We start from the raw sequence: 25,576 nt of genomic DNA, 5'->3' as shown, positions 1-25,576 counted from the left end.
CCGCCGACGGAACGGCGCCGGCCCCGGGCCGCGCGCCCGGCCGGATTGGGATGATCGATGACCGTCGACACGCTGCCGCCCCGCATGCGGATCGTCCGCCACCCCCTCAAGTACCGCCTCCTGGAGGTCCGGAAGGTCGACCGGATCACCCCCTCCACGGTACGGGTCACCTTCGGCGGCGAGGAGCTGGAGGGCTTCTGCGAGCAGGCCCCCACCGACCACGTGAAGCTCTGCTTCGCCGAGGACGGCGCCGAACTGCCCGTCGAGCCGGTCGTCGTCAACGACACCTGGATGGACGCCCCGGTCGAGCCCATCACCCGCGACTACACCGTCCGCCACTACCGGCGCGACACCCGCGAACTGGACGTCGACATGGTCCTGCACGGCCGCGGCGTCGCCTCCTCCTGGGCCGAGCGCGCCGAACCCGGCATGCGCCTCGGCGTCCTCGGCCCGCGCGGCTCCGAGGTGCTGCCCATGGTCCACGACTGGTACCTGCTGGCCGCCGAGGAGACGGCCCTGCCCGCCCTCGCCCGCTGGCTGGAGAAGCTCCCCGCCGGTGTGCGCGTCATCGCCTTCGCCGAGGTCGCCGGCCCCGAGGACGAGCAGGAGTTCCGCACCGCCACCGACCTCACCATGACCTGGCTGCACCGCGGTTCCGCCCCGGCCGGCACCACCGACCTCCTCGAGCGCGCCATCCGCGCCGCCGAACTGCCCGCCGACGGGCTCGGGTTCGCCTGGGTCGCCGGCGAGGCCACCAGCCTCAAGCCCGTCCGCCGCTACCTGCGCCGTGAACTGGGCCTGGCCAAGGAGCAGGTGGACGTGGACGGCTACTGGAAGCGCGGCGTGGAGAACCACGACCACCACGAGGACGAAGAGCACGAGCACGCGTGAGCACCACAGTCGCGGCCACCACCGGCGCCCCGGCCCCCGCCCCCGCGCGGCCCGCCGGGCGCGCCCCCCACGCCCGGCGGGCCGCCGGGCTGCTGGCCCTCCTCGCCCTCGTCGCCGTCCTCGCCGTCCTCGGCATCGGCATCGGCGCCAAGACCATCGCCCCCGGCGACGTCGTCCACGCCCTCCTCCACCGCGAGCCCGGCAACGACGACTGGATCGTCGTCCGTACCTCCCGGCTGCCCCGCAGCCTGCTCGGCATCACCGTCGGCGCCGCCCTCGGCCTCTCCGGCGCCCTGATGCAGGCCCTGACCCGCAACCCGCTCGCCGACCCCGGCCTGCTCGGCGTCAACGCCGGCGCGGCCGCCGCCGTCGCGGGCGCCACCTCCCTGCTCGACCTCTCCGGCTTCACCGGCTACGTCTGGGCCGCCCTGCTCGGCGCCGCCGTCGCCTCCGCCGCCGTCTACCTGCTGGGCACCCGCGGCCGCCAGAAAGCCACCCCCGTACGCCTCGCCCTGGCCGGCACCGCCGTCACGGCCGTCCTCACCGCCGTCGTCAACGGGCTGATCCTGCTCGACCCGCTCACCCTCAACAAGTTCCGCTTCTGGCAGATCGGCACCCTCGCCGGCGTCGACGCCTCGCTCCTGGGCCAGGTCATGCCCTTCCTCGGCGCCGGACTCGTCCTCGCCCTGCTCCTCGCCCGGCCGCTCAACGCCCTGGCCCTCGGCGACGACACGGCCCGCGCCCTCGGCGCCCACCCCGGCCGCACCCAGCTCGCCACCATGGTCGCCGTCACCCTGCTGTGCGGCGCCGCCACGGCCGCCGTCGGCCCGATCGCCTTCGTGGGACTGGCCGTTCCGCACCTCGCCCGCCTCCTGGTCGGCCCCGACCAGCGCTGGCTCATGCCCTACAGCGCCGTCCTCGCCGCCGCCCTGCTGCTCGCCGCCGACATCCTCGGCCGCGTGGTGCTCACCCACGGCGAGATGGAGGCCGGCGTCGTCACCGCGTTCCTCGGAGCGCCCCTGTTCATCGCCCTCGTCCGCCGCAAGAGGATCGCCGAACTGTGACCAGCCGCACCCCGCTCGCGCCCGCCGCCGGGCGCGTCCCCGGGCCGGCGGAGGACCCGTCCTCCGGCCCGGCCGCCGGGCTCCGCCTGCACGCGCTGCGCCTGCCGGGCCCCGGCCTGTCGGTGCGCTGGCACCCGCGCGCCACCGCCGTCGGCCTCGCCCTCGCCGCCGCCGCCCTCGCCGTCGGCCTGTGGACCCTGACCACCGGCGACTTCCCCCTCCCGGTCACCGACGTCCTCGCCGTCCTCACCGGCGGCGGCACGCCCGGCGACGCCTACATCGTCAACGAACTGCGCCTGCCGAGGCTGTTGACCGCCCTGCTCGTCGGCGCCGCCATGGGCCTGCCCGGAGCCCTCTTCCAGACCCTCGCCCGCAATCCCCTCGGCAGCCCCGACGTCATCGGCTTCACCGTCGGCTCCGCCACCGGCGCCCTCGTCGCCATCCTCGTCCTGAGCGCCGGCGCCGCCTCCGTCGCCGTCGGCTCCGTCATCGGCTGCGCCCTGACCAGCGCCGCCGTCCACCTGCTCGCCCGGCGGCGCGGCGCGGCCGGCTACCGGCTCGTCCTCGTCGGCATCGGCGTCAGCGCCCTGCTCTCCTCCGCCAACGCCTACCTCATCGCCCGCGCCTCCTTCACCGACGCGCAGAGCGCCCAGGTCTGGCTCACCGGCAGCCTCAACGGCCGCGGCTGGGAACACGTGTGGACGATGACGGCCTCGCTCGCCGTCCTCGCCCCCGCCGCCCTCGTCCTCGGACGGCCGCTGCGCATGCTGGAGATGGGCGAGGACGCGGCCGCCGCGCTCGGCGTCGCCGTCGAACGCGCCCGGGGCCGGGCGCTCCTGGTCGGCGTGGCGCTCACCGCCCTGTCCACGGCCGTCGCCGGCCCCGTACCGTTCGTCTCCCTGGTCGCCCCCCAGGTCGTCCGCCGCCTCACCCGGGCCACCGGCCCCAACCTGCTCGCCTCGGCCGTCATGGGCGCCCTGCTCCTCGCCGTCAGCGACATCGCCGCCCAACGGGTCCTGGCCCCCACCCAGTTGCCGGTCGGCGTCCTCACGGGCGTGGTCGGCGGCTGCTACCTGGTGTGGGTGCTGGCGCGCCAGTGGCGGGCGGGGCGGGGCTGATCCGCGCGGCGCGGCCCGCCCGCGACGCGTCCGTACGGAGGGGCGCGCCGCGGGCGGGCCGTCGGTGTGTCCACCCGGCGGGAGGGGGCGGCGGGTGCGCGGTGCGGACCATACGTCCCCGCGACGGTGTCCCTGCGGTTCCGTCCGTCGTGGACGAGCCGCGCCGGACGCCCCTCACACCACGCGGACGAAGATCCGTGAACCGCGCGCCGGGTCCAGCGCCGCCGCCCAGGCGCGTGGCGCCCGCGCGGCCCCCGTCTCCCGGAACCCGGCGCGGACGAACGACTCGCCGCCGCCCGTCGTCGCCGCGAAGACCTCGGTCACCGAGCGCGCGGCGGCGTCCGCCAGGAGGGCGGACAGCAGCCGGGAGCCCACGCCGCGCCGCTGGCGGTCGGGCCGGACGCAGAAGTTGTGCAGCACCGCCGGCAGTGCGCCCGGCGCCCCCTCGCCGGGATGGACCCGCAGGGCCACACAGCCTTCCATCACCCCATCGGCGTCCTCGGCGACGAAGAACTGCGCGGCCGCCGCCACGTACAGCCCGGGGGAGCGGCGGCGCAGCGCGCCCGAGCGCATGAACGGCTCGGACAGCGCGTGGAGCGCGGCGGCGTCGGCCGGCGAGGCCGTCCGCACCCCGTCGAACGCCCGGGCGGGGCAGGGCCGTTGCCGGGGGAGCGCCGTGGTCATGGGGCACCTTTCCTCGCGGGACCCGGGAGGACACCCGGAGCGACAATAAGGTTAGCCTAGCCTAAGTTGACCTTGGGATTGCGGGGTGCCCCGGCCCCAAAAGCGCATGACGCCACCCCACTTGGCGGTCTAGCGTCCACTTATGACCACCGTGGAGTTCCGCACCCTCCCCAAGGCCCACCTCGACCGCGCCCTCGACCTCGCCGACATCGTCTTCCACGAGACCCCCGAGGACGAGTGGCGCGCGGCCCACCGCGAGTACCTCCTGCGCTGCGACCGCATCGGTGCCTACGACGGGGACGAACTCGTCGGCATGCTCGGCGCCTACCCCCTCACCCTCTCCGTCCCCGGCGGCGAACTGCCCTGCGCCGGCGCCACGTTCGCCGCCGTCGCCCCCACCCACCGCCGCCGCGGCATCCTCAGCGGCATGCTCGCCGAACTCTGGCGCCGCTGCGCCGACCACGACCGCCCGCTCGCCGCCCTGTGGGCCTCCCAGGCCGCCATCTACGGACGCTTCGGCTGCGGCCCCGCCACCCACGGCTGCACGGTCGAGATCGACACCGGCCGCCCCCTCGCCCTGCGCATCGCCCCCGCCGACGACCTCCCCCTGCGCCTCGTCGCCCCCGAGAAGGCCCCCGGCGTCGTCGGCCCCCTCCACGCCGCCCAGCGCGCCCGCCGCGCCGGCCGCGTCGCGCGCGACGACTACTGGTGGCGCACCCGGGTCCTCCCCGAGACCGACGAGGACGACGACGACCTCGGCCCGCCCCGCGTCGTCACCATCGGCGCCCCGCCCGTCGGCTACGCCGTCTACCGCACCGAATCCGGCGACGACGAGCCCGGCGCCCCCGGCGGCGTCGTCCACCTCGTCGAACTCGAGGCCGAGACCCCCGGCGCCGCCGCCGCGCTGTGGCAGTACCTCGCCTCCATCGACCTCACCTCCAAGGTGCGGGCCTGGGGCCGCCCCCTGGACGACCCGCTGCTCCTCCTGGCCGCCGACCGCGACCAGGTCCGCGTCACCCAGGAGTTCCCCGCCCTCTGGCTGCGCCTCGTCGACGTCGCCGCCGCGCTGGAGGCCCGCTCCTGGGCCGCCCCCTGCGACCTCGTCCTCGACCTCACCGACGCCACCCTGCCCGCCAACGCCGGCCGCCGCCGCCTCACCGCCGGACCCGCCGGCGCCACCCTCACCCCCACCGACGCCGCCCCCGACCTCGCCCTCGACGTCCGCGAACTCGCCGCCTGCTACCTCGGCGGCACCGAACTGCGCCACCTCGTCCGCGCCGGCCTGGCCGCCGAACACACCCCCGGCGCCGCGGCGGCCCTCGACGAGGCGCTGCGCACGGCGTATCTGCCGCACACGACGGACGAGTTCTGAGCCCGCGCCCATCGCGCGCGACAGCCCGTGGACCGGCCACCGGCCGGCCCACGGGCAGGGCGGGAACCGCCTCGTCAGCCCTTCTCGTACTGGGCCAGCGCCAGCCCCAGACCGAAGAACGTGGGCGCCCACTCGCCGACGAAGATGCCCCACCGGTCGGCCCGGTCCGTCCCGGCCGACTCGGCCTTCATCGACGCCGTCCACGACAGGAACGACAGGCCGATCGAGGCAACGGCGGCCGTGTACGCGTGGTCACTGCGCACACCCGCCTCGTGCAGTTTCTTGATGATCATGAACAACTCCTCTGACGGAGGTCTGCAGACACTGCCACCGTCTCCTCACCCCGGGGCGTCCGCCCCCCACGTGCGGCCGATCGGGTGACCCGCCGCCCCGGGGCCCGGCGATCACGGAGCGGGCGACTCTGCTCCGGACCGCAGCTGACGCGCACGGCATGCCCATGCTCCGAATACGGATGCCGAGACCCGCCGCCACCCTGCTCGCCGCCGGCGGCATCGGCGCCTGCATCGCCGGCGTCACCGCGCCCGCCGCCCTGCCCGCCGTCGGCGAGCGCGGCACCCTCACCGTCACCGTCACCGCGCGGACCGCCGTCCCGCACGCCGGACTCTCCCTCCAGCTCCCGCCCGCCCTGCGCATCACCGACAGGGCCGCCGCCCTCGCCGCACCCACCGCCGACGCCTTCGGCCAGCGCACCGGCCGCACCCTCGCCCTCACCCCGGGCACCCGCAGCATCACACTCGGGGTCCGGGCCGTCGCCGCCGGACCCGCCCAGATCCAGGCCGACGTCAGCGACCTCGACCGCCCCGACCCCCGCCGCGCCGGCCACGCCTCGCTGGAACTGACCATCGGCACGGCCAAGGGCTCCACCCGCAAGGGCGTCTCCGTCACCCGCGCCCCCGCCACCCCCGTCAGCGGCCCCACCCGGCACGACCGCCCCGTCCGCCCGGGCGCCGCCGGCCCGGCCGCCCCGGCCACACGCCCGCAGACCGCCGCCCCCGCCGGCCGCTACGCCCCGGTCTGCGTCAGCGGCACCCTGCGCAACCGCTTCCAGTCCTCCGAAGGCGGCACCTGGAACGGGAAGGCCGACCGCGACCTGCCCGTCAGCAACGCCACCATCACCCTCTGGGGCCGCCCCACCGCCGGCTCCGCCACCCAGCGCCTCGCCACCGGCATGACCGGCAACGGCGACGGACGCTTCACCCTCTGCTACACCCCCACCACCGCCGTCACCGCCAAGGTCTGGGCCGAGTTCCAGTCGCAGGCCGGCGCCATGTGGTCGGTCGTCGACGGGTCCGGCCGCCGCTACGCGACGACCTCGTACGCGCTCGACGCCGTCTCCGGCCACCGGAGCCTGGGCGACGTCTACGCCAACACCGCCCAGAGCCGCGCCTGGCACGCCTTCGACACCCTCAACAAGCTCTGGTGGGACCGAGGTTCCACCACCGACTGCTGGACGGGCAACCAGCGCGAGGGCCGCTGCACCCCCATCACCGTCCGGTGGTACCCCGGCTCGCAGGACGGCACCTACTGGACGGGCAGCGACGACAGCGTCCACCTCGCCGACAACGACCCCGACTCCGGCCACACCACCGTCCACGAGGCCGGCCACTCCCTCATGGGCAAGCTCTACGCCGGCTGGTGGCCGTACGTCACCAACTGCTCGCCCCACTACGTCGACCGCACCTCCTCCACCACCTGCGGCTGGACCGAGGGCTACGCGGACGCGGTGGCGTTCCACACCTTCAAGGACACCACCATGACGTGGGGCAACGGCAGTTCGGTGAACCTCGCCAACGACCGCACCACCCGCGGCATGGACTGGGGCGACGCCTGCGAGGCCCGCGTCGCCACCGCCCTGACCGACCTGTGGGCGCAGGTCGACGGCGGCTGGACGCGGAGCAACACCATGATGTCCCGCGAGCGTTCGTCCACCCTCCGCGAGTACTTCCTCACCGACCGGCCCGCCCACGGCCTGGACAGCGGGGCCAAGGCCCGGACGATCCTCTACCACCACACCATCCAGTACTGACGCGGTGTGCCCGCCCGTGCCGCACGGCCCACGCCGTGCGGCACGCCCCTTTCCTCCGCCCGCCCCATATCCGCTCGACAGCGTGCCGCCCACCATCCAAGATCGTTTCCATGACGAATCCGCTCAGCCCCCGTGCCGAACGCGCCGTCGCCCTGGCCACCCGGGCCGGCCGCCGCCTCGGACTGCGTGCCGGCGAACCCCGCGTCCTCCACGACGTCTTCAGCGTCCTCGTCCACCTCGCGCCCGACCCCGTCGTCGTCCGCGTCCCCACGGTGGCCCTGACGCCCCCGGCCGAACTGGCGGCCAAGCAACGGCGCGAACTGGCCGTCGCCGGCTGGCTCGCCGACACCGGCGTCCCCGTCGTCGGTCCCAGCCCCCTCGTGCCCCGCGAGCCGGCCGAGGTGGACGGCGTCTCCATGACCTTCTGGGAGTACGTCGACGAGACCGATCCCCTGCGCGACCTCCCCCAGGACGACCCGCAGGCCCTGGAGGACCGCTTCACCGAACAGACCGGCTGGACCGCCCGGTTGCACGCCGCCCTGGCCGACTACCCCGGCGCCGCCGGCCTCCCCCTCCTCGCCCCCCTCGTCCCCGCCATCGGCCAGGCCCTCACCGCCCTGCGCCGCGACCCGCAGTCCCTCACCCCCGCCGACCTCGACCGGGCCGAACGCGAATACGCCGCCCTCGAAACCCTCCTCGCCGACCTCCCCGCCCGCTTCCCCCACGCCCGCCTCCAGCCCCTCCACGGCGACGCCCCCGCCTACAACCTGCTGCGCACCGCCACGGGTCACCGCTTCGCCGACTTCGAGGACGTCACCCTCGGACCCGTCGAATGGGACCTCGCCTTCACCGGCCCGCGCGCCGTCGAGGCGTACGAACGCGCCGGCGGCACCCGCGTCGACCGCGACCTCCTCGCCCTCATGGAAGGCGCCGGACTCCTCCGCGGCGTCTCGGCCCTCGTGGCCGTCCCCGAGGTCCCCGAACTCGGGCCCATGCTCGCCCCGTTGATCGACCGGTGGCGGGCGCGCGAGCCCCTCGCCCCGAGGTAGGGCCGGCCCCGCCGGGGGAGGGAGGGGACGACGGGCATCGGGCAACGCCCGCACGGCGCTTGCGGCGGGGTACACGGGACGGACCGTGCCCCGCCGCCGGCGTACGCCTACGCCCGCTCGGCGAAGACGTACTCGACGCGCCCGCGGAACGAGTCGCTCAGCGCGCGCCCGTACCCCGCGGCCGCCTCCTCGGCCGGGACGGTGCGCGTCCGCCACCCCAGCTCCGACAGGCGGTCCGCGGGGTGGGGCCGGGGCTCGGTGTGGATGAGGCCGGTGATGTCGACACCGAGGGTCTGCACGCTGCCGGCCGTCGCGGACTCGTCCATCCCCTCCGGCGGGAAGGCGATCGCCTCCACCCCGAGCCGGCTGCCCGGCGCGGAGAGCCGGTGGACCTCCCGGAAGAGCCTCTCCTCGGCGTCGGCCGGCAGATAGGGCAGGAGCCCCTCGGCGAGCCAGGCCGTCGGCCGCGACCGGTCGAAGCCCGCCTTCTCCAGGGCCGCGGGCCAGTCCTCCCGCAGGTCCACGCCCACCGGCCGGTGCTCGCAGGGCGCGGCCGCCCCCGCCCCGCGCAGGACGCGGAGCTTGAACTCCAGCACCAGCGGCTGGTCCACCTCGTACACGACCGAGCCGTCCGGCCACGGCAGCCGGAAGGCGCGGGCGTCCAGCCCCGAGGCCAGCACCACCGCCTGCGTGACGCCCGCCGCCGCGGCTTCCTGGTAGTAGTCGTCGAACGCCTTGGTGCGCACCGCGAGGTACGTCGCCGCGCCCGGCCAGTAGCCGTGCGGATCGGCGTCCGCCTGCGCCGCCGTCGTCGGCATCCGCCCGGCGGGCAGGGCCTCCTCGACGAACCGGACCGCGTACGGATCCTGGATCAGCGCGTCCGCCCGGCTGGTCTCGACGGCTCTGGCCGCCGCCACCGCCAGGGCCGTGACGCCGACCCCCGTGACGATGTCCCACTGCTGGTCCGAGCCCACGATGGCCTCCCCTGCCCGATCAACGTGCTGTGGACACGGACATGCTAGTGACTCGTCCCGCACCCCCGGCCGGCCGGGTCGGCAGGGACGAGCCACCGGTCACACGCCGATGTTCACCGTCCCTGGAGGGAGCGGACGTTGTCGCCGAACGTCCAGCCCCTGGCGCCGTCCCAGTTGACCGACCAGGTCATCAGCCCCTTCAGCGAACCGCCGTAGTGGTTCCAGGACCGGCCGACGAGGGAGGCGTCCATGTACCCGCCACCGGCCCCCGGTTGCGCCGGCAGTCCCGGCACCTGCCGGTCGTACGGCACCCGGATCGTCGTCCCCTGCACGACCAGCCCCTTGTCAAGGCAGTCCGTCTGCGCGACGAACCCCTCGACCGTGCCCGCCGCGTACGAATCCCCCGAGCAGCCGTACATGTTCCCGTTGTAGTACTGCATGTTGAGCCACCACAGCCGGCCGTTGTCCGCGTACCTCTTCACGATCGGCAGGTACGCGCCCCAGATCGACCCGTACGTCACACTGCCCCCGGTCACGTACGCCGTCTCCGGCGCCATCGTCAGCCCGAACCCCGCGGGCATGCGCGCCAGCACCCCGTCGATGATGCGGACGAGATTCGCCTGCGACGTGGACAGCGTCCCGATGCTGCCGCCGCCCGTCAGACCGGTCTCCAGATCGATGTCGATCCCGTCGAAGTTGTACTTGGTGAGGATCGGCACCACCGTCTCCACGAACCGGTCCGCCACCGCCGCGGAGCCGAGGTCGATCCCCGCCGCCGCACCCCCGATCGACAACAGGATCGTCGCCCCCGCCGCCTTCGCCCGGCACATCTCGGCCGGCGACGCCACCTTCACGGTCGCGTCCATCCCGTCCTCCCACAGCACCGTCCCGTCCGAACGGATCACCGGGAACGCCGCGTTGAGCACGTTGTACCCGTGCCCCGCGATACGCCCGTCCGTGATCGGCGTCCAGCCGAACGGCGGATGCACCCCGTTGGCCGCCCCGTCCCAGTTCTCCCAGTACCCCTGGAGCACCTTGCCCGTGGGTCGCGGCTTGACCGGACACACGTCGTCCCGCGGCGCCGGCCGCGCGACGGAGGCGAGCGCGAGCGTCAGCACCAGGGCGAGGAGGGAGACCAGAGCGCGGCGGAGGAGCGGGGGCGATATTCGGCCGGTCATGGGACGGACGGTAGGGAGGGGTGGGGGAGGCGTCAATAGGTCTGGACCAACTGCCCGGTCAGCGCGTCAACGGGCTGTGGCCACCACGTCGCCCAGCCGCTCCCGTGTGTCCGTCCCCGGCCGGGGCAGCAGCAGCGTGATGCGAAGATCCGGATGATCGGCGACGCGGAACGCCGTCCGCTCGAAGTGCAGAGGGCCGGCCGACGGGTGTGTGACGGACTTCGTCCCCAGGGCCGTGTCCCTCACCTCCTGCCGCGCCCAGAGCCGGGCGAACTCCGCGCTCCGCCGCGACAGATGCGTCACGGTCCGGGCGAACCCGGGATCGTCCGGGTGACGAGCGGCGTCCGCGCGGAACTCCGCGACGAGGGACGCGGCCATCCCGTCCCACCCGGACAGCCCGTGGAACGTCTCGCCCTCCTCCCGCAGAAAGCCGTCCAGACAGCTCTCCCCCCTGCCGACCTCGCCGAAGACGGCGTGCACGGCCCGGTTCCCGCAGAGGAAGCGCCAGTGGCGGTCGAGGACGTAGGCCGGGTTCGGCAACCACTCCTCCACCAGGCGCAGGAGCTCCGCCGGCACATCCTGCCGTTGCGCGGAGGGCTCACCGGGGACATGCCCGGCCAGCCGGTAGAGGTGGGCCCGGTCCGTCGCGTCCAGCCGCAGCGCCCTGCCCACGGCGTCGAGGACGGCCGTCGTCACCGAGATCCGGCGGCCCTGCTCCAGCCAGGTGTACCACGTCAGGCCGATACCGGCCAGAGAGGCCACCTCCTCGCGCCGAAGCCCCGGAGTGCGCCGCCGCTCACCGGCCGGCAGACCGACCTCCTGCGGAGTCAGCCGGGCCCGGCGACTGCGCAGGAAGTCCCGTAGCTCCACACGCCGTTGCTCACGGCGGGCTCCTGTCGTGGTGGTCACGGCAACAGCATAAACGGCAACTTGGCCCGCACGAGGGGGCGGATGAGACTGACGCCGGCACGCAAGGACATCACCCCTCCATGTGACTCGGTATCGCGAGGTGCGACTTTGTCGACGAACGAAGAAATGCGGCAGGAAGCGGGACGGAATACGGCACGACGCGCCAACGATTCCGTCACCCCCGCAACGAGCAGATCCCAATGGGCGGCGCTGTGGATCCTGTTGCTCGGTGCCTTCATGGGATTCCTCGACATCTTCATCGTCAACGTCGCCGGTCCCTCCATCCAGAGCGGGATGAACGCATCGTTCGCCGACATCCAACTGGTGCCCGCCGCCTACACCCTTGCCTACGGCGCCGGACTCGTGACGGGCGGCCGACTCGGCGACCTCTTCGGACGCCGGCGCGTCTTCGTCCTCGGTACCGTCGCGTTCGCCCTGGCCTCGGTGGCGTGCGCGGCGGCCCCCGACCCGGGCCTCCTCGTCGCGGCACGGGTCCTCCAGGGACTGGCCGCGGCACTCATGCTGCCGCAGGTCCTGGCGCTGATACAGCTCACCTTCCCGCGCCCGGCGGAGCGGTCCCGCGCCATCGGCCTCTACGGCGCCGTCATCGGCTCCGGCGCGGTCGCAGGCCAGATCGCCGGCGGCCTGCTCGTCAGGTGGGACGTGGCGGGGCTGGGCTGGCGCGCCGTCTTCCTGGTGAACGTTCCCCTCTGCCTCCTCACGCTCGTCGGCGCGACGACCGTCGTCAAGGAACGAGGGGAGCGGTCGCCGGCCAGGCCGGACCTCGGCGGAGTCCTCCTGCTCGCCCCCGGTCTGTTCGGCCTGCTGCACCCCGTCGTCGTCGGCGGCGAACGGGGCTGGAACGCGCCGCTCATCGCCGAACTCTTCGCCGCGGCCCTGCTTCTGGCCCTCTTCGCCCTATGGGAACGCCGGGTGTCGAGGACCGGGGGCGCGCCGCTGCTCCCGCCCCGTCTCTTCAGGCAGCGCGGATTCTCCGTCGGACTGCCCACGGCACTGTTCTTCTACGGAACGAACGGCGCGTTCGTCTTCCTGCTGGCCTTCCACCTGCAACGGGCGGGGGGATTCACGCCGTTGGCGTCGGCCCTGGAATTCCTCCCATGGCCGTCGCGACTTCCGTCTCGTCGATGCTCCACCGACGCCTGGAATCGCGATTCGGTCCCGCGATCGTGCCGTGGGGCGGTGCCCTGACCGGCATCGGCCTCCTGGCCACCTGCCTTGCCGCCGGGACGACCGCCCCCGCCGACCAGGCCGTCCCCCTCCTGCCCGGCCTCCTGCTCTACGGATTCGGCGGTGGCATCGTCGCCACCTCGCTGACCGGGCTGACCCTTGCCGGGGTGAGCCCCGCCGACACCGGCGCCGCCTCCGGCGGCCTCCTGACGGCCGTCCAGTCCTCGGAGGCGATCGGCGTCGCCGGCATCGGCGCGTTCTACGGCGCCTCGGCGGCCTCGGGCGGTTACGCCCACGGCTTCCTGGTGTCCGTGGCCGTGCTGGCGGGACTGTCGGTGCCTGTGACGGTTCTGCTGCGGGTGCTCCGGCCGCGGGTGCGGGAGCGGTCGGGGGGCGGGGAGGCGGGCGGGCGCCGGCGGTAGACGGCCGCCCGGCGCGGCCGCATGCCGACTTCAGGACGACGACGTACCGGGGTTCTCCATGGACGCCTGCGCCTTCGAACCGGTGAAGGCGGGCCTCGTCGCGCTCTGGACGAGGGAAGAGGGACGGGGACACGGCATCGGGCATCTGTAGGATTTGCGGTGAGCGAACGGTGTGTTCCGTGCTTCCGAGGGAGCGATGTGGGCGGGCGGTCGTCTGTGGGCAGTGTTCGGAAAGCCGGTTCGGGGGAGTTGGCCTTTTGCGCACCGCATCCGCGGCTGGCGGGGCTGGTGCTCGACTACACGGGGCAGGACTGGACGCTCACACGGCCGCTCGTACGGCAGGTGATGGCGCTGGAGACCGTGCTGTGCGTCATCGACTTCGAGCCGCACGTGCGCAGGGTGGACACCGACAGCCGGGCGGGGCGGTGGAGTTCGGTGGGCTCGCCGGTGACGGGGGTGAGGGACCGGCCCATGGCGATCGAGCAGGACGGGCGCATGTACGGCCTGACGGTGCGGCTGACCGCACCGGGGGCGCGGGCCCTGTTCGGGCTCCCGTTGTCCGAGATCGCCAACAAGTGCGTGGGGCTGGGTGATCTCCTCGGGCCGGGTGCCCGGCGGTGGGCCGAACGGCTGGCCGAGGCTCCCGACTGGCCCGCGCGTTTCCGGATGGTCGACAGCTTCCTGAGCGCCCGCATTTGCGCCGGTCCGGAACTGCCGCCGCCGGTCCGGCGGGCGTGGCAGCGGTTGACGGACCGGTCGGGGGACGTGCGGATCGGCGCCCTCGCGGACGAAGTGGGCTGGTCGCGGCAGCACTTGAACACCCGCTTCCGGAGCGAGGTCGGGCTGTCCCCCAAGACCGTGGCACGCATCGCCCGCTTACAGAGGGCCATGTTCCTGATGCGCGACACCGCGTCGTCCTCGTGGGCGGACGCGGCCGCGGCGTCCGGCTACACCGATCAGCCGCACTTCAACCGCGACTTCCGCCTCCTGACGGGCTGCACCCCGACCACCTTCCGGGCCCTCACCTCCGAGTGGACCGACCCATGGGAGACCGACCGCCCCCGGACCTCCGTCCACCCCGGGCAGTTGATCGGCGCGCCGTGGTGGAGCTGGCAGTGATCAGCCGCCCTCAGGACGTACGGACGATCAGCCGGGCATTGGGCGACGTGCCCGCGATCGGGGAGTACCGGCAGCTGCTCGAGTAAGAGCTCTGCCGGATCGGCCAGCCGCCCGGCGGGTACGTGGAGGCACAGGCGTTGACCTGGGTACCGACCGGCAGGCCCGTCAACTCCTTGATCTGCCCGGAGTCGGGCCCGCTCCCGCCACAGCCGCCCGCGGTCCACCACTGCGTGCCCACCCATCCGGCAGGCGTACGCACCGAGGCGCAGACATTATGCGTGTCGCGCTCCGCCGCCCCTGCTGTTCCAAAGCCCTCTTCTCCGCGACCTCTGTCCGGTCTGCTGTGTCCTCGGTCGGAGCGCATGGTCAGGCCGAGGCCGCTCCTGCATCGGGCGGGCCCCAGGTGCGCGGACCGTCACGCTACCCAGACACCCCCTCAACGAGAAGAAGCCGCCGCTCCATGGCTGCCTTCCGGATCTCGAGTGCCTCCGCGTACTCGGCAGAGGCGTACCACTCCTTGGCCCGCTCCGCGTCAGGGAACTCGACGATTACCACCCGCTGGGACGAGGGCCAGGTGCCCTCCACGGCTTCGGGTACGGCACCGCGGACGATATAGCGACCGTCGTAACGACGGATGGAAGCTTCCGCCAATGCCCGGTAGGTGTCGGCCAGTTCCTCGTCCAGCACATCGACCTCGGAGATCACGTAAGCAGACATGCCGGCATTGTGCCAGGCGCGTCAAACGGCGGCCCCGGCCACGGCCGGCGGCTGGCCGGAGCGAGCGTCCCCAGCCCGGCAACCGTCACGAGCCCGGTGAGTTCGAGGAGTCGTTCAGCCGGGGGCGGTGGACGGCGAGACGAGTGGCTGTCAGGGGGTCGGAGGGCGCCCGCCGGGATGCCGGTGCCGCCACACCCAGAAGACCGTCGTGGAGACCGAGGCCCAGACCGCGAGGACCGCGAAGGGGAAGAGGTGCTGGTGGCCGCGGAAGTAGACGGCGGTGTGCTGGGCGTTGACGGAGGCGCCGGGAGGGAGCCAGCGGCCGACGACGCCGAGGGGGGAGGGGAGGAGGGGCCAGGAGACGGCGCCGCCGGAGGAGGGGTTGCCGAGGAGGACCATCAGGCCCCAGGTGGGGATCATCGCCCAGCGGCCGAAGAGGGTGTTGAACATGGTGTAGACCATGCCGGTGGTGAACATGGTCAGGCCGAGGATCAGCCAGGACTCGGCGAAGGGCAGGCGCAGGGCGCCCAGGCCCCAGTCGACGATGGCGCAGATGGCGAAGCCGCCGAGGACGGAGTACAGGACGTGAAGGCGATGCGCTCGGCGGGGTTGAGGGCGCGGGCGTTGACGCCGAGCTGGGTGGCGCCGACGAAGCCGACGATCACGGCGGCGAGGGTGATGTAGAAGAGGGCGAGGCCGCGCGGGTCGCCGCGCTGGAGCGGGTTGATGTCGGTGACGGTGACGGGCACGCCGATCCTGGCGCCGACCTTCGGGGCCGTCTCCGCGAGGAGTTGGGCGACGGTGGCGCCCGAGGCGCCCGAGATGTCCAGCGCCGCGCCGTTGCGCCCGGGGTGGAGGATGGCGTACACCTCCTGCTGTTCCACGGCCTCGCGGGCGGCCGCGTAGCTGTCGTAGTGGCGCAGTGCGAGGGAGGTGTCCAGGGCCCGTTCCATGCCCTGGACGAACGCGACCCGTTTCACCTCGGAGGTCGGTACTCCGGAGATCGCGGTGGGGATGCGGTGCGGGGTCGGGTTGGCCATCGCGTAGGTGTAGGAACCGGCGAACAGCCCGGCCGCCGCCGTGGCGATGAGGACGATGACCGTCGCCGGCAGGAACGGGGAGCGGAGGAACCGGTTCCAAGGGCCGTCGTGCTCCTCCGTCGCCATGCGGCCACCGTAAGCGCGCCGGGCGCGCGGCGCGGCATGGGACCGGCCGACGGGGGTACGAGGGAGGCATGACCGAACGCACTTCCGCCACCCGCGTCGCCGTGGTCACCGGGGCGGACTCCGGCATCGGCCGTGCCACCGCCGCCCGGCTCGCCACCCAGGGCATGGACGTCGGCATCACCTGGCACAGCGACCGCGAGGGCGCCGAACGCACGGCCGTGGAGGTGCGCGCCCACGGACGGCGGGCGGCCGTCGAGCGGCTGGACCTCACCGAGCTGCCGGAGGCCGCCGGGGTCGTCGACCGGTTCGCGGACGAACTCGGCCGGATCGACGTGCTCGTCAACAACGCCGGCGTCGGCTCGGCCACCCCCTTCCTCGACCTCGACCTGGACACCGTGCGGCAGGTTCTCGACGTCGATCTGGTCGGGCCGTTCCTGCTGGCGCAGCGCGCCGCCCGCCGCATGATCGCGCAGGGCGACGGCGGGCGGATCGTCAACGTCACGAGCGTCCACGAGCACCAGCCGCGCGTCGGCAGCGCGCCCTACTGCGCGGCCAAGGGCGGTCTCGGGCTGCTCACCCAGGTCATGGCCCTCGAACTCGCCGAGCACGGGATCAACGTCAACGCCGTCGCCCCCGGCGAGATCGCCACGCCGATGACCGGGCAGGTGGACGTCGACGTCCACGAGGCCCGCAGGCCCGGCGTCCCGCTGGGCCGGCCGGGGGACGCCCGCGAGGTCGCGGCCGTCATCGCCTTCCTCAGCGGGCCGGACGCCGCCTATGTGACCGGGGCGTCCTGGGTGGTGGACGGGGGCATGCTGCGGATGGGGCCGCACGCGGGGTCGCACCTGCGGGACGACGACTGGCGCCGGCTCTGAGGGGCCGGCCTCAGCGGTCCTCGTCCCTCAGCGGTCCTCGTCGTAGCCGGTCTCCGGCTCCTCCGGGACGATGTGCATCGCCGCCTCCTCGGCCGAGGCCGCGCCGCCGTTGATCCCCACGTCGCGGGCGAAGACGTCGTTGCGCCGGGGCGGCAGGACGTCGAGGGTCGCGGTGAGCCGGCCGGCGCGTTCGTCGCCGACCTCCTCGTCCATCGGCTCGCCCTCGCCGCCCGGCTGGTCGCCGATGCCGTCCCCGTCGGGCACGGCGATGTCGGGGAGCTCCTTCGCCAGCCGCTGGTCGAGGCTCTCGCGCTCCAGCTGTTCACGGGCGGTCGTGCCGTGGCGGCCGACGGCCAGCGGCCTCTCCGGGGGCGAGTAGCCCTCGTCGAGCACCTCGTCGAGGACGTCGCCGTCGAGCGCGTTCTCCAGGTCCAGGTCGGCGACGTTGTCCCGGCGGTCGGTGCGGGCCGGCTGGTAGACCTCGTCGCCCATCGCGTCGTCGGACATGCTGCGCTCTCCTTCCTCGCGCGCGTCCGCGCGGCGACCGCACACCTCCAGTCTCCTCCGTACGCCTGCCCCGCGCTCCTCGGGATCCACGGATGGTGGAAGGTTCAAGCACCTCCCCGGCGGGGAGTCCGTTCGCGGGCCGTCCCTTGACCTCGCGCGCACTCCAACTCCTAGCCTCGCGATCATGAGCACAGACCATCCCCGCCCCGCCCCCGGGGCCCGCAGCACCGCCGCCGACGTCCTCGCCGGCACCGACCTGACCGGACGGACGGCCCTGGTCACCGGCGGAGCCTCCGGCATCGGGCTCCCCGGGACAGAGGCCGTCGGCCTTGACCTCGGCGACCAGGACTGCGCCGTCGCCCGGCCCGCCGCCACCGACGACATGCTCGTCGGCGGCGTCAAGCCCTGGGCCACCGACCCGGCCGCGGCGGCGCGGCTCTGGGAGCTGTCCGCAGGGCTCACGGGGCTCGACGCCTTCACCCCGTGACGCCCGCGCCCCCGGCAACGCCGGTACTACGCTGCCGGCATGACCTCACCAGGCATACCTCCCGTCCCCGGACTCCACGGCCGCACCGCCCTCGTCACCGGCGCGGCGAGCGGCATCGGTGCCGCCTGTGCCCTGCGGCTCGCCGCCGCCGGGGCGCGGGTGCGGGCGCTGGACCGGGACGGCGACGGGCTCGCGGAAGTCGCCGGACGGGCGCGGGGATTGCCGGGGGCGGTCGAGGCGGAGGTCCTCGACCTCGTGGATCCCGACGCGGCCGAACGGGCGGCGGCCGGCGCCGACATCCTCGTGAACAACGCGGGTGTCCAACTCGTCCGGCCCATCGAGGAGTTCCCGCCCGAGGCGTTCCACGCCATGCTGACCGTCATGCTGGAGGCGCCGTTCCGGCTGATCCGGGGAGCGCTGCCGGGGATGTACGCGCGGGGGTGGGGACGGATCGTCAACGTCTCGTCCGTGCACGGGCTGCGGGCGTCGGCCTTCAAGTCCGCCTACGTCACGGCGAAGCACGGGCTGGAGGGACTCTCCAAGGTCACCGCGCTCGAAGGGGCACCGCACGGCGTCACCTCCAACTGCGTGAGCCCCGGCTACGTCCGCACCCCGCTCGTCGAGAAGCAGCTCGCCGACCAGGCGGCCGCGCACGGCATACCGGCCGAACGCGTCCTGGCGGACGTCCTGCTGGCGGACTCCGCGGTCAAACGGCTCGTCGAGCCGGAGGAGGTCGCCGAGGCCGTCGCGTACCTCTGCGGACCCCACGCCACCTCCGTCACCGGCACCACGATGGTGCTCGACGGCGGCTGGACCGCCCACTGACCACCCCCGACCGGCGCGGCCCCGGGGACCGCCCCCGCGGGCCGGCCGCCCGCATCATGGAGCCCGGGTGCGGCACCGCCCGGGAGGGGCTGGAGCATCGCGCCGTCCTGATGGAAGATCATGATCAGGCGTTCGCCGCCCGCCGTCGCCCACCCGTCGACGGCCGGTGCCCGGCGCCCGCAGGACCACGGCTCTACCGCAACCGCCGCTCAGGAGAGGTCAGTCTGATGCATCACGACACGCACACCCCGCACGGGACCGGCGCGGAGGCGTACGACACCGCCACCCTGCGCGAGATCTCGCGGCGCGTCCTGTGGCTCGCCACCGCGATCGTCGACGCGGCCAACCGCGGCCGCCCCAACGACACCGGCGTCAAGGTGGGCGGACACCAGGCCTCGTCCGCCTCGATGGCCGACATCATGGTCTCGCTGTGGTTCCACGAACTGAACGCCCGGGACCGCGTCTCCGTCAAACCGCACGCCTCGCCCGTCCTGCACGCCATCAACTACCTGCTCGGCGACCTGGATCCGGCCTATCTCACCACCCTCCGGGCCAAGGGCGGCCTGCAGAGCTACCCGAGCCGGCTCAAGGACCCCGACACCGTCGACTTCTCCACCGGCTCCGTCGGCATCGGCGCCACCGCCACCGTCTGGGCCGCGACCGCCCACCGCTACCTGCGCTCGCACTTCGACGCGACGCCGCCCGCGGGCCGGTTCGTCGGCCTGATCGGCGACGCCGAGCTGGACGAGGGCGCGATCTGGGAGGCCGTCGCCGACCCGGCGGTCGCCTCGCTCGGCGAACTCCTGTGGATCGTCGACCTCAACCGCCAGTCCCTGGACCGCGTCGTGCCGGACGTCCAGACCGGCCGCCTCCAGGGCATGTTCGAGGCCGCCGGCTGGCAGGTCCTCACGCTCAAGTGGGGCCGCGAGACCGAGAAGGTCTTCGAGCGCCCCGGCGGGCAGGCGCTGCGCCGCCGGCTGGAGGAGATGCCCAACGAGGAGTACCAGCGGCTCCTGCGCGCCGACGACGCCGAACTGCCCGCGCGCATAACCGGGGACGCCGCCGACCCGGCCCTGCGCGCCCTCGTCGACGACCTCGGGCCCGCCCGGCTCGCCCACGTCCTGCGCGACCTCGGCGGCCACGACATCGGGCTGCTGCTGGACACCTACCGCACCGTCGACCCCGACCGGCCCACCGTCGTCTTCGCCTACACCGTCAAGGGCCGCGGCCTGCCGACCGAGGGCCACCCGAGCAACCACTCCGCCCTGCTGACCGGCGAGCAGATGACCGCCCTCGCCGCGGCCTGCGGCACCGACGAGGCCGACCCCTGGCGGGCGTTCGACCCCGGCACCCCGGCGGCCGAGCTGTGCGCCCGCCGCGGCGAGCTGCTGCGCCGCACCCCGGTCGTCCCCCAGGGGCCCACCGCCCTGCCCACCTCCTTCGGCCGCGCGCACAAGGCGCCGATCTCCACCCAGGCCGCCCTCGGCCGGTTCCTCACCGACCTCACCCGCCAGGCCCCCGACACCGCCGCCCGCGTCGTCACCTGCAGCCCCGACGTCGCCTCCTCCACCAACCTCGGCGGCTGGATCAACAAGACCGGCGTCTGGTCGGCGACCGAGCGCCGCGACTGGTTCGCCGACGACGCCGAGCGGCTGCTCAAGTGGTCCGAGGGCAGCGGCGGCCGGCACATCGAGCTGGGCATCGCCGAGGTCAACCTCGTGAGCCTGCTCGGCGAACTGGGCGCCACCTGGAGCCGCTGGGGCCAGCGGCTCATCCCCATCGGCACGCTCTACGACCCGTTCGTCCCGCGCGCCCTGGAACCCTGGTCGTACGGCATCTACGCCGGCGGACAGTCCATCCTCGTCGGCACGCCGTCCGGCGTGACCCTCTCCTCCGAGGGCGGCGCGCACCAGTCCGTCACCACGCCCTCGATCGGGCTGGAGCAGCCCGGCTGCACCGCCTGGGAGCCGGCGTTCGCCCAGGACCTGGAGTGGTGTCTGCTGGAGGCCATGGGACAGGTCGGCGTCCCCGGCGGCACCTCCGCGTACTTCCGCCTCTCGACCCGGCCCGTCGACCCGGCGCTGGCCAGCCCGCCCGCCGACGACGCGCTCCTCGAACGGCGCCGCCGCCAGGCCGTCGCCGGCGGCTACCGGATCACCGCCCACGACCCCGCCGACGAGCAGGTCACCCTCGTCGGCGTCGGCGCGATCATGCCCGAGGTCGTCCGGGCCGCCGAACTCCTCGCCGGCCAGGGCGTCACCGCCGGCGTCGTCTGCCTCACCAGCCCCGACCTCGTCTTCCGCTCCCTCCAGCACCGCGGCCGGCTCTCCGGCGGGGACGGCGGCGGCATCGTCGACGTCCTCTTCCCGGCCGCCCACCCCGCGCCCCTGGTCACCGTCCTCGACGGGCACCCGCACACGCTGGCGTTCCTCGCGGGCGCGCGCGGCGACCGGATCCGCTGCCTGGGCGTCACCGACTTCGGCCAGTCCAGCGACCTGCACGACGCCTACGCCCTGCACGGCATCGACACCGTGTCCCTCGTGGACGCCGCGCTCACGCTCCTCGGGCGCTGAGCTCCGTCAGCGGCCGCCGCCGGGTTCCGGCGGCAGCCGCCGGTAGACCGAGCTCTGCAGATGGTCCTTGGCCGGGCCGGTGGTCCGCCAGCGCACGTGCCACTCATCCGCCGAGACGACCGTGAACGCGCCGTCGTAGCGGTCGGCCGCGCACGGGTGCCGGACCGTCCACCGGCCGGTGCGCAGGTCCAGGCCGTGGAACGGACGGCCGTCGGCGAACGTCACCTCGGCCGTGCCGTCCGGCGCCGGGGCCAGCCCGAGCATGCGGCCCGCGCGGACCGGCGGGGCGCCGTCCCAGCGCAGCTCCCCATCCTCGACGTGCCGGACGCGGCCGCCGTCCCCGTCGCGTTCGAAGCGGGCCGTGCCGCGGAACGAGCCGGCGGTCCCCGTCCGCAGGTCGAACAGCTCGCGCTCGACGGCCCACCGGCCGGTCAGATACGCGACGGCGTCGGGGACGGGACGGCCGGGACGGGCGGGACGGAGCGGGGCGGCGGGGCTCATGACCCCATTGTCCCCGCCGCACGACCCCGCCCCGCGCCGTCCGCAATGGCCGGATGATCGACATCTGCGAAGCTTGTCCGTATGAAGACTCGGTTGCGCTCGTTCGCCGTGCGGTGGCCCGCCGTCGTGCCGGTCGTCGCGTTCGTCGTCCTCGTCCTCACCTGGGGGAGTTCGCTGGGCGCGGGGCTGGTGGCACTGGTCGGCTGCTGTCTGGCCGGGGCGGTGCTCGCCGCCGTCCACCACGCGGAGGTGATCGCGCACCGGGTCGGCGAACCCTTCGGCTCCCTCGTCCTGGCGCTCGCGGTGACCGTCATCGAAGTGGCCCTCATCGTGACCCTGATGGCCGACGGCGGCGACAAGAGCAGCTCGCTCGCGCGCGACACGGTCTTCGCCGCCGTGATGATCACCTGCAACGGGATCGTCGGCCTGTCCCTGCTGGTCTGCGCGGCGCGGCGCCGGGTCGCCGTCTTCAACCCCGAGGGCACGGCGGCGGCCTTCGGGACGGTGGCGACGCTGGCCGGACTGAGCCTGGCCCTCCCCACGTTCACCACCAGCACCCCCGGACCCCGCTTCTCCCCGCCCCAGCTCGTCTTCGCCGCCCTGGCCGCGCTCGTCCTCTACGGCCTCTTCGTCGCGACGCAGACCGTCCGGCACCGCGACTACTTCCTGCCGGTGACCGCCGAGGGCGCGGTCATCGACACCGACGACCACGCCCACCCGCCGTCCACCCGCACGGCCCTCGTCAGCCTCGGCCTGCTGGCCCTCGCCCTGGTCTCCGTCGTCGGCCTCGCCAAGGGCGTCTCGCCCACCATCGAGTCCGCCGTCGCCGCCGCCGGCCTGCCCGCCTCCGTCGTCGGCGTCGTCATCGCCCTGCTCGTCCTCCTCCCCGAGACCATCGCCGCCGTCCGCGCCGCCCGCCGCGACCGCGTCCAGACCAGCCTCAACCTCGGCCTGGGCTCCGCCATGGCCAGCATCGGCCTGACCATTCCCGCGGTGGCCGTGGCGTCGGTCTGGATGGAGGGGCCCCTCGTCCTGGGCCTGGGTGCCTCGCACATGGTGCTGCTCGCGCTGACACTTGTGGTCGGGACGCTGACGGTGATCCCGGGCCGGGCCACGCTGTTGCAGGGCGGGGTGCATCTGGCGTTGCTGGGGGCGTATGTGGTGCTGGCCGTGAGTCCTTGAGCCTGTGAGCCCTTGAGTCCGTGAGTCCCCCTGGGGGTCCGGGATGTCCGGGGGCTGACGTGCCGGGGCCGTCCCGGGCGGCCGGGCCGAAGGGGGAGCGGGGGAGGATGCGACGGCGCCGTCCCGGACCCCGGGTGGTGACGGTCAGCGCGTGCCGGCGAGGCGGCTGCGGGTGCGGGCCGGGGCCGAGGGCGGTATCTCGGCGAGGAGGTCGGCGATCGAGACCCCGGCGAGGCTGCGCCGCCACGCCTCGTGCGCGGCGGCCATCTTGGTGGCGATGAGGCAGGGCGTGCGGCACTCCTCGGGGGCGAACGCGCCCCGCCCCTGCCGGCGGATCTCACGGCACTCGTACGGCGAGGCGGCGCCGTCGACCGCCTCGACGATGTCGAGGAAGGTGATCGCGGAGGCCTGCCGCGCGAGCCGGAAGCCGCCCCGCGGGCCCGTGGTGGCGCTGAGCAGGCCGGCCCTGACGAGCGCCTGGAGCTGCTTGGCGAGGTAGGGCGCCGGCAGGTCGTAGTACTGCGCGAGTTGAGCCGCGGACGCGGTCGTTCCCGGTTCGAGCTGGGCCAGCGTCGCCACGCTGTGCAACAGCCATTCGGTACTCACGGGGAGCTTCATGGCCCCGAGTCTAGCCCGGACGTCCCACATCACCGTCATTGCGGATCTGAGAAGTCCGAGATAGCGTCAGGAGCGACAGCAGGCCGCCACACGGGAGTTGGGGAGAGCGTCATGCGTATTGCCGTCGCCGGTGCCACCGGGAACATCGGGGCCCTCACCGTCGCCGCCCTCGAGAGGGACGGGCACGACGTCGTCCGCATCAGCCGTTCGCTCGGCGTCGACCTGACGACCGGTGAGGGGCTCGACGCGGCCCTCGCCGGTGTCGAGGCGGTCGTCGACGCCACGAACGGCCCGTCGGCCGACGCCGAGGAGGCGGTGGCGTTCTTCGGCACCGCCACCCGCCACCTGCTCGCCGCCGAGGAGCGGGCGGGCGTCCGCCACCACGTCCTGCTCTCGATCGTCGGGATGGAGCGCCCCTTCGAGGGCAACGCCCACTACGCGGGCAAGCGCGAGCAGGAGCGCCTGGTGAGCGAGGGCCCGGTGCCGTGGACGATCGTCCCGGCCACGCAGTTCCACGACTTCGCGGAGCTGGTGGCCGGCTGGACCGAGAAGGACGGGACCGCCGCCGTCGCCCCCGTGGTCGTGCAGCCGGTCGCGCCCGCGGACGTCGCCGAAGTCCTCGCCGAGGTGGTCACGGGCGCACCGCAGGGGCGCTACCCGGATCTCGCCGGGCCCGACCGCCATGACCTGGTGGACATGGCCCGGCGCACCCTCGCGGCGCGGGGCAGCACCGTCGAGGTGGTGCCGAGCACGTCGGCGCCGCTCGGCGCCGTGCCGGCCGGCGGGCTGCTGCCCGGCGAGCGCGCCCGCATCGCGCCGACGACCTTCGACGCGTGGCTCGCCGGGCTGCGCTAGCGCGGGGTCAGCGCAGCGCCGCCAGCCGTGTGAGTCCGGGGTCCGGAGTCCCCGCCGTGCCGCAGTACTCGGCCTCGATCAGCGCCGCCGAGTTCTCGTCCCAGTCGCCGTTCAGGTTGAACGCGGCGGTGTGGCCCGCGTCGCGGGTGGTGGCGACGAGGGACGTCGAGCCGTGGATGCCGCCGCCGTGGAACCAGACGGTCGTGCCGCACGAGAGCCGGGCCCGGGCGATGCCGAGGCCGTAGGAGCCGATCCCCGCCTGCCCGGCCGGCACGGTGGTCAGCAACTCCCGCTGCTGGTGCGGGGGGAGCAGCCTGCCGCCCAGCAACGCCTCGTAGAAGCGGGTGAGGTCACCGGTGGTGGAGATCATCTCGCCCGCGGCCCAGCCCCAGGACGGGTTGAGCTCGGTCGTGTCGTGGATCCTCGCGTCCCGGCCGTCGGTCCGCAGCTTGCTGTAGCCGCGGCCGTGGGGGTCGGGCATGCGGGGCGAGGTGCCCGGGAGCGTGGTGTTGCGCAGGTCCAGCGGGCGCAGCACGCGCCGTCGGATCTCGTCGGCGTAGGAGTGGCCGGTCACCTTCTCGACGACCATGCCGGCGAGGACGTAGTTGGTGTTGGAGTAGTGCCAGCCCTTGCCCGGCTCGAAGTACGGGCGGTGCCCGACCGCCGTGGCCACCAGCTCGGCGGGCTTCCTCGTGTCGTAGCGGTGGCGCGGGAAGTCCGTCGTGAGCTGCCGCCAGAGCCCGGGATCCTCCGTGTAGTTGAAGACGCCGCTGGTGTGGTTCAGGAGCTGGCGGACCGTCACGCGGCGGCCGTCGTGGCCGTTGCCCCGGAGCACGCCCGGGAGGCGGCGCTCCACGGTGTCGTCGAGGCTCAGCCGGCCCTCGGACTCCAGCTGGAGGAGGACCACCGAGGTGAACACCTTGCTGATGCTGCCGATGCGGAAGCGGTCCAGGGAGAGCCGCGGGCGGTGCGTGGTCAGGTCGGCGACCCCCGCGCTGCCGTGCCAGGAGCCGTGCCGGTCGTGGGCGCGGCCCAGCACGCCGGGCACGCCGTCGGGCCCGGCCGTCCGCGCCTCCATGGCCGCCTGCGTGGCGGCGTGTCCGCCGGCGCCCCCGCCCGCCGGTGCGGCCGACGCGGCGGGGGCCAGGGCCGTCGCCCCCAGCGCCGCCGCGGCGACTACGGCCGTCAGCACTCCCCGTAACGTCCTCGCGGTCATCCGTCTCTCCGTTCACAGGTGACAATGCGGCCTGTACGA

The 25,576-nt window shown here is 74.2% G+C and carries 25 protein-coding genes and 1 pseudogene; 15 read left to right on the top strand and 11 right to left on the bottom strand.

The window, feature by feature from the left end; all coding sequences use genetic code 11:
• Positions 1-57: 57 nt before the first annotated feature.
• From AC230_RS19885 to AC230_RS19875, 3 genes are read left to right on the top strand one after another with little or no spacing between them, the layout of a single operon-like run.
• Positions 58-891 carry a siderophore-interacting protein gene (locus tag AC230_RS19885; protein WP_049717658.1) on the top strand — a complete coding sequence of 278 codons (834 nt, stop codon included), beginning with the start codon at positions 58-60 and terminating at the stop codon, positions 889-891.
• Positions 888-1,955 carry a FecCD family ABC transporter permease gene (locus AC230_RS19880; RefSeq protein WP_049717657.1) on the top strand — a complete coding sequence of 356 codons (1,068 nt, stop codon included), beginning with the start codon at positions 888-890 and terminating at the stop codon, positions 1,953-1,955. The genes AC230_RS19885 and AC230_RS19880 overlap by 4 nt, the downstream gene beginning before the upstream one ends.
• Complete coding sequence (locus tag AC230_RS19875) at positions 1,952-3,073, top strand: FecCD family ABC transporter permease (RefSeq protein WP_422125609.1); 1,122 nt, start codon at positions 1,952-1,954, stop codon at positions 3,071-3,073. The genes AC230_RS19880 and AC230_RS19875 overlap by 4 nt, the downstream gene beginning before the upstream one ends.
• A gap of 174 nt (positions 3,074-3,247) precedes the next feature.
• On the opposite strand, the gene AC230_RS19870 is transcribed toward AC230_RS19875, so the two are convergent.
• On the bottom strand, positions 3,248-3,757 hold the full coding sequence (locus AC230_RS19870) for a GNAT family N-acetyltransferase (protein ID WP_049717656.1): 510 nt from the start codon (positions 3,755-3,757) through the stop codon (positions 3,248-3,250).
• A 142-nt stretch (positions 3,758-3,899) separates the two neighbouring features.
• On the opposite strand from AC230_RS19870, the gene AC230_RS19865 reads away from it, so the two are divergent.
• Complete coding sequence (locus AC230_RS19865; protein WP_049717655.1) at positions 3,900-5,129, top strand: GNAT family N-acetyltransferase; 1,230 nt, start codon at positions 3,900-3,902, stop codon at positions 5,127-5,129.
• A gap of 74 nt (positions 5,130-5,203) precedes the next feature.
• On the opposite strand, the gene AC230_RS19860 is transcribed toward AC230_RS19865, so the two are convergent.
• Positions 5,204-5,422 carry a hypothetical protein gene (locus AC230_RS19860; protein ID WP_049717654.1) on the bottom strand — a complete coding sequence of 73 codons (219 nt, stop codon included), beginning with the start codon at positions 5,420-5,422 and terminating at the stop codon, positions 5,204-5,206.
• A gap of 179 nt (positions 5,423-5,601) precedes the next feature.
• On the opposite strand from AC230_RS19860, the gene AC230_RS19855 reads away from it, so the two are divergent.
• The gene (locus AC230_RS19855) at positions 5,602-7,176 is read left to right on the top strand and encodes a mycolysin (protein WP_078871405.1); all 1,575 of its coding nucleotides are present in this window, start codon (positions 5,602-5,604) and stop codon (positions 7,174-7,176) included.
• A gap of 110 nt (positions 7,177-7,286) precedes the next feature.
• The gene (locus AC230_RS19850; protein ID WP_049717652.1) at positions 7,287-8,225 is read left to right on the top strand and encodes an aminoglycoside phosphotransferase family protein; all 939 of its coding nucleotides are present in this window, start codon (positions 7,287-7,289) and stop codon (positions 8,223-8,225) included.
• A gap of 107 nt (positions 8,226-8,332) precedes the next feature.
• Here the strand turns inward: AC230_RS19850 and AC230_RS19845 are convergent, their stop codons facing one another.
• From AC230_RS19845 to AC230_RS19835, 3 genes are all read right to left on the bottom strand, one after another.
• Positions 8,333-9,199 carry an SAM-dependent methyltransferase gene (locus AC230_RS19845; protein WP_049717651.1) on the bottom strand — a complete coding sequence of 289 codons (867 nt, stop codon included), beginning with the start codon at positions 9,197-9,199 and terminating at the stop codon, positions 8,333-8,335.
• A gap of 113 nt (positions 9,200-9,312) precedes the next feature.
• Positions 9,313-10,377, bottom strand: coding sequence for a chitinase (locus AC230_RS19840; protein WP_049717650.1), 1,065 nt, complete (start codon positions 10,375-10,377; stop codon positions 9,313-9,315).
• 66 nt (positions 10,378-10,443) lie between these two features.
• The gene (locus AC230_RS19835; RefSeq protein WP_049717649.1) at positions 10,444-11,286 is read right to left on the bottom strand and encodes a helix-turn-helix transcriptional regulator; all 843 of its coding nucleotides are present in this window, start codon (positions 11,284-11,286) and stop codon (positions 10,444-10,446) included.
• A 237-nt stretch (positions 11,287-11,523) separates the two neighbouring features.
• Between AC230_RS19835 and AC230_RS19830 the strand changes: the two genes are divergently transcribed.
• From AC230_RS19830 to AC230_RS30395, 3 genes are all read left to right on the top strand, one after another.
• Complete coding sequence (locus AC230_RS19830; protein ID WP_198535571.1) at positions 11,524-12,495, top strand: MFS transporter; 972 nt, start codon at positions 11,524-11,526, stop codon at positions 12,493-12,495.
• The gene (locus tag AC230_RS33105; protein WP_198535570.1) at positions 12,474-12,896 is read left to right on the top strand and encodes a hypothetical protein; all 423 of its coding nucleotides are present in this window, start codon (positions 12,474-12,476) and stop codon (positions 12,894-12,896) included. Before AC230_RS19830 ends, AC230_RS33105 begins: the two co-directional genes overlap by 22 nt.
• 288 nt (positions 12,897-13,184) lie before the next feature.
• On the top strand, positions 13,185-14,015 hold the full coding sequence (locus AC230_RS30395) for a helix-turn-helix transcriptional regulator (RefSeq protein ID WP_206743351.1): 831 nt from the start codon (positions 13,185-13,187) through the stop codon (positions 14,013-14,015).
• 420 nt (positions 14,016-14,435) lie between these two features.
• On the opposite strand, the gene AC230_RS19820 is transcribed toward AC230_RS30395, so the two are convergent.
• Together AC230_RS19820 and AC230_RS19815 are read right to left on the bottom strand one after the other, a co-directional pair.
• On the bottom strand, positions 14,436-14,732 hold the full coding sequence (locus tag AC230_RS19820) for a DUF1330 domain-containing protein (RefSeq protein WP_049717648.1): 297 nt from the start codon (positions 14,730-14,732) through the stop codon (positions 14,436-14,438).
• 150 nt (positions 14,733-14,882) lie between these two features.
• Positions 14,883-15,898 (bottom strand): annotated as a pseudogene (locus AC230_RS19815) (ABC transporter permease).
• Positions 15,899-15,966: 68 nt separating this feature from the next.
• On the opposite strand from AC230_RS19815, the gene AC230_RS19810 reads away from it, so the two are divergent.
• Positions 15,967-16,773: an SDR family oxidoreductase gene (locus AC230_RS19810; protein WP_049717647.1), complete on the top strand. Its 807-nt coding sequence runs from the start codon at positions 15,967-15,969 to the stop codon at positions 16,771-16,773.
• A gap of 27 nt (positions 16,774-16,800) precedes the next feature.
• Here AC230_RS19810 and AC230_RS19805 read toward each other — a convergent pair whose 3' ends face one another.
• Positions 16,801-17,280 (bottom strand): DUF5709 domain-containing protein, encoded by a 480-nt coding sequence (locus AC230_RS19805; protein ID WP_049717646.1) that lies wholly within the window; start codon positions 17,278-17,280, stop codon positions 16,801-16,803.
• 184 nt (positions 17,281-17,464) lie between these two features.
• On the opposite strand from AC230_RS19805, the gene AC230_RS34700 reads away from it, so the two are divergent.
• The 3 genes from AC230_RS34700 (at position 17,465) to AC230_RS19790 (ending at position 21,165) form a co-directional block, all read left to right on the top strand.
• Positions 17,465-17,767 (top strand): hypothetical protein, encoded by a 303-nt coding sequence (locus tag AC230_RS34700; RefSeq protein WP_049717645.1) that lies wholly within the window; start codon positions 17,465-17,467, stop codon positions 17,765-17,767.
• Positions 17,768-17,806: 39 nt separating this feature from the next.
• Positions 17,807-18,592, top strand: a complete 786-nt coding sequence (locus AC230_RS19795; RefSeq protein ID WP_049717644.1) for a 3-hydroxybutyrate dehydrogenase — start codon at positions 17,807-17,809, stop codon at positions 18,590-18,592.
• Between the two features lie 227 nt (positions 18,593-18,819).
• A complete protein-coding gene (locus AC230_RS19790) occupies positions 18,820-21,165 on the top strand; it encodes a transketolase-like TK C-terminal-containing protein (protein ID WP_049717643.1) in 2,346 nt (781 codons plus the stop codon).
• Between the two features lie 6 nt (positions 21,166-21,171).
• Here AC230_RS19790 and AC230_RS19785 read toward each other — a convergent pair whose 3' ends face one another.
• Positions 21,172-21,666, bottom strand: a complete 495-nt coding sequence (locus AC230_RS19785) for a DUF6314 family protein (protein ID WP_049717642.1) — start codon at positions 21,664-21,666, stop codon at positions 21,172-21,174.
• 81 nt (positions 21,667-21,747) lie between these two features.
• On the opposite strand from AC230_RS19785, the gene AC230_RS19780 reads away from it, so the two are divergent.
• Positions 21,748-22,848, top strand: a complete 1,101-nt coding sequence (locus tag AC230_RS19780; protein ID WP_049717641.1) for a calcium:cation antiporter — start codon at positions 21,748-21,750, stop codon at positions 22,846-22,848.
• A 144-nt stretch (positions 22,849-22,992) separates the two neighbouring features.
• Here AC230_RS19780 and AC230_RS19775 read toward each other — a convergent pair whose 3' ends face one another.
• The gene (locus tag AC230_RS19775) at positions 22,993-23,466 is read right to left on the bottom strand and encodes an RrF2 family transcriptional regulator (RefSeq protein WP_049717640.1); all 474 of its coding nucleotides are present in this window, start codon (positions 23,464-23,466) and stop codon (positions 22,993-22,995) included.
• A gap of 111 nt (positions 23,467-23,577) precedes the next feature.
• On the opposite strand from AC230_RS19775, the gene AC230_RS19770 reads away from it, so the two are divergent.
• Positions 23,578-24,321 carry an SDR family oxidoreductase gene (locus AC230_RS19770; protein WP_049717639.1) on the top strand — a complete coding sequence of 248 codons (744 nt, stop codon included), beginning with the start codon at positions 23,578-23,580 and terminating at the stop codon, positions 24,319-24,321.
• Positions 24,322-24,328: 7 nt separating this feature from the next.
• Here AC230_RS19770 and AC230_RS19765 read toward each other — a convergent pair whose 3' ends face one another.
• Complete coding sequence (locus tag AC230_RS19765; protein WP_338399814.1) at positions 24,329-25,513, bottom strand: serine hydrolase domain-containing protein; 1,185 nt, start codon at positions 25,511-25,513, stop codon at positions 24,329-24,331.
• Between the last annotated feature and the right edge of the window lie 63 nt (positions 25,514-25,576).

It is taken from the genome of Streptomyces caatingaensis (genome assembly GCF_001187435.1).
Taxonomy (GTDB): Bacteria; Actinomycetota; Actinomycetes; order Streptomycetales; family Streptomycetaceae; genus Streptomyces; species Streptomyces caatingaensis.
This window is presented reverse-complemented; position numbering and strand designations above follow the sequence as displayed.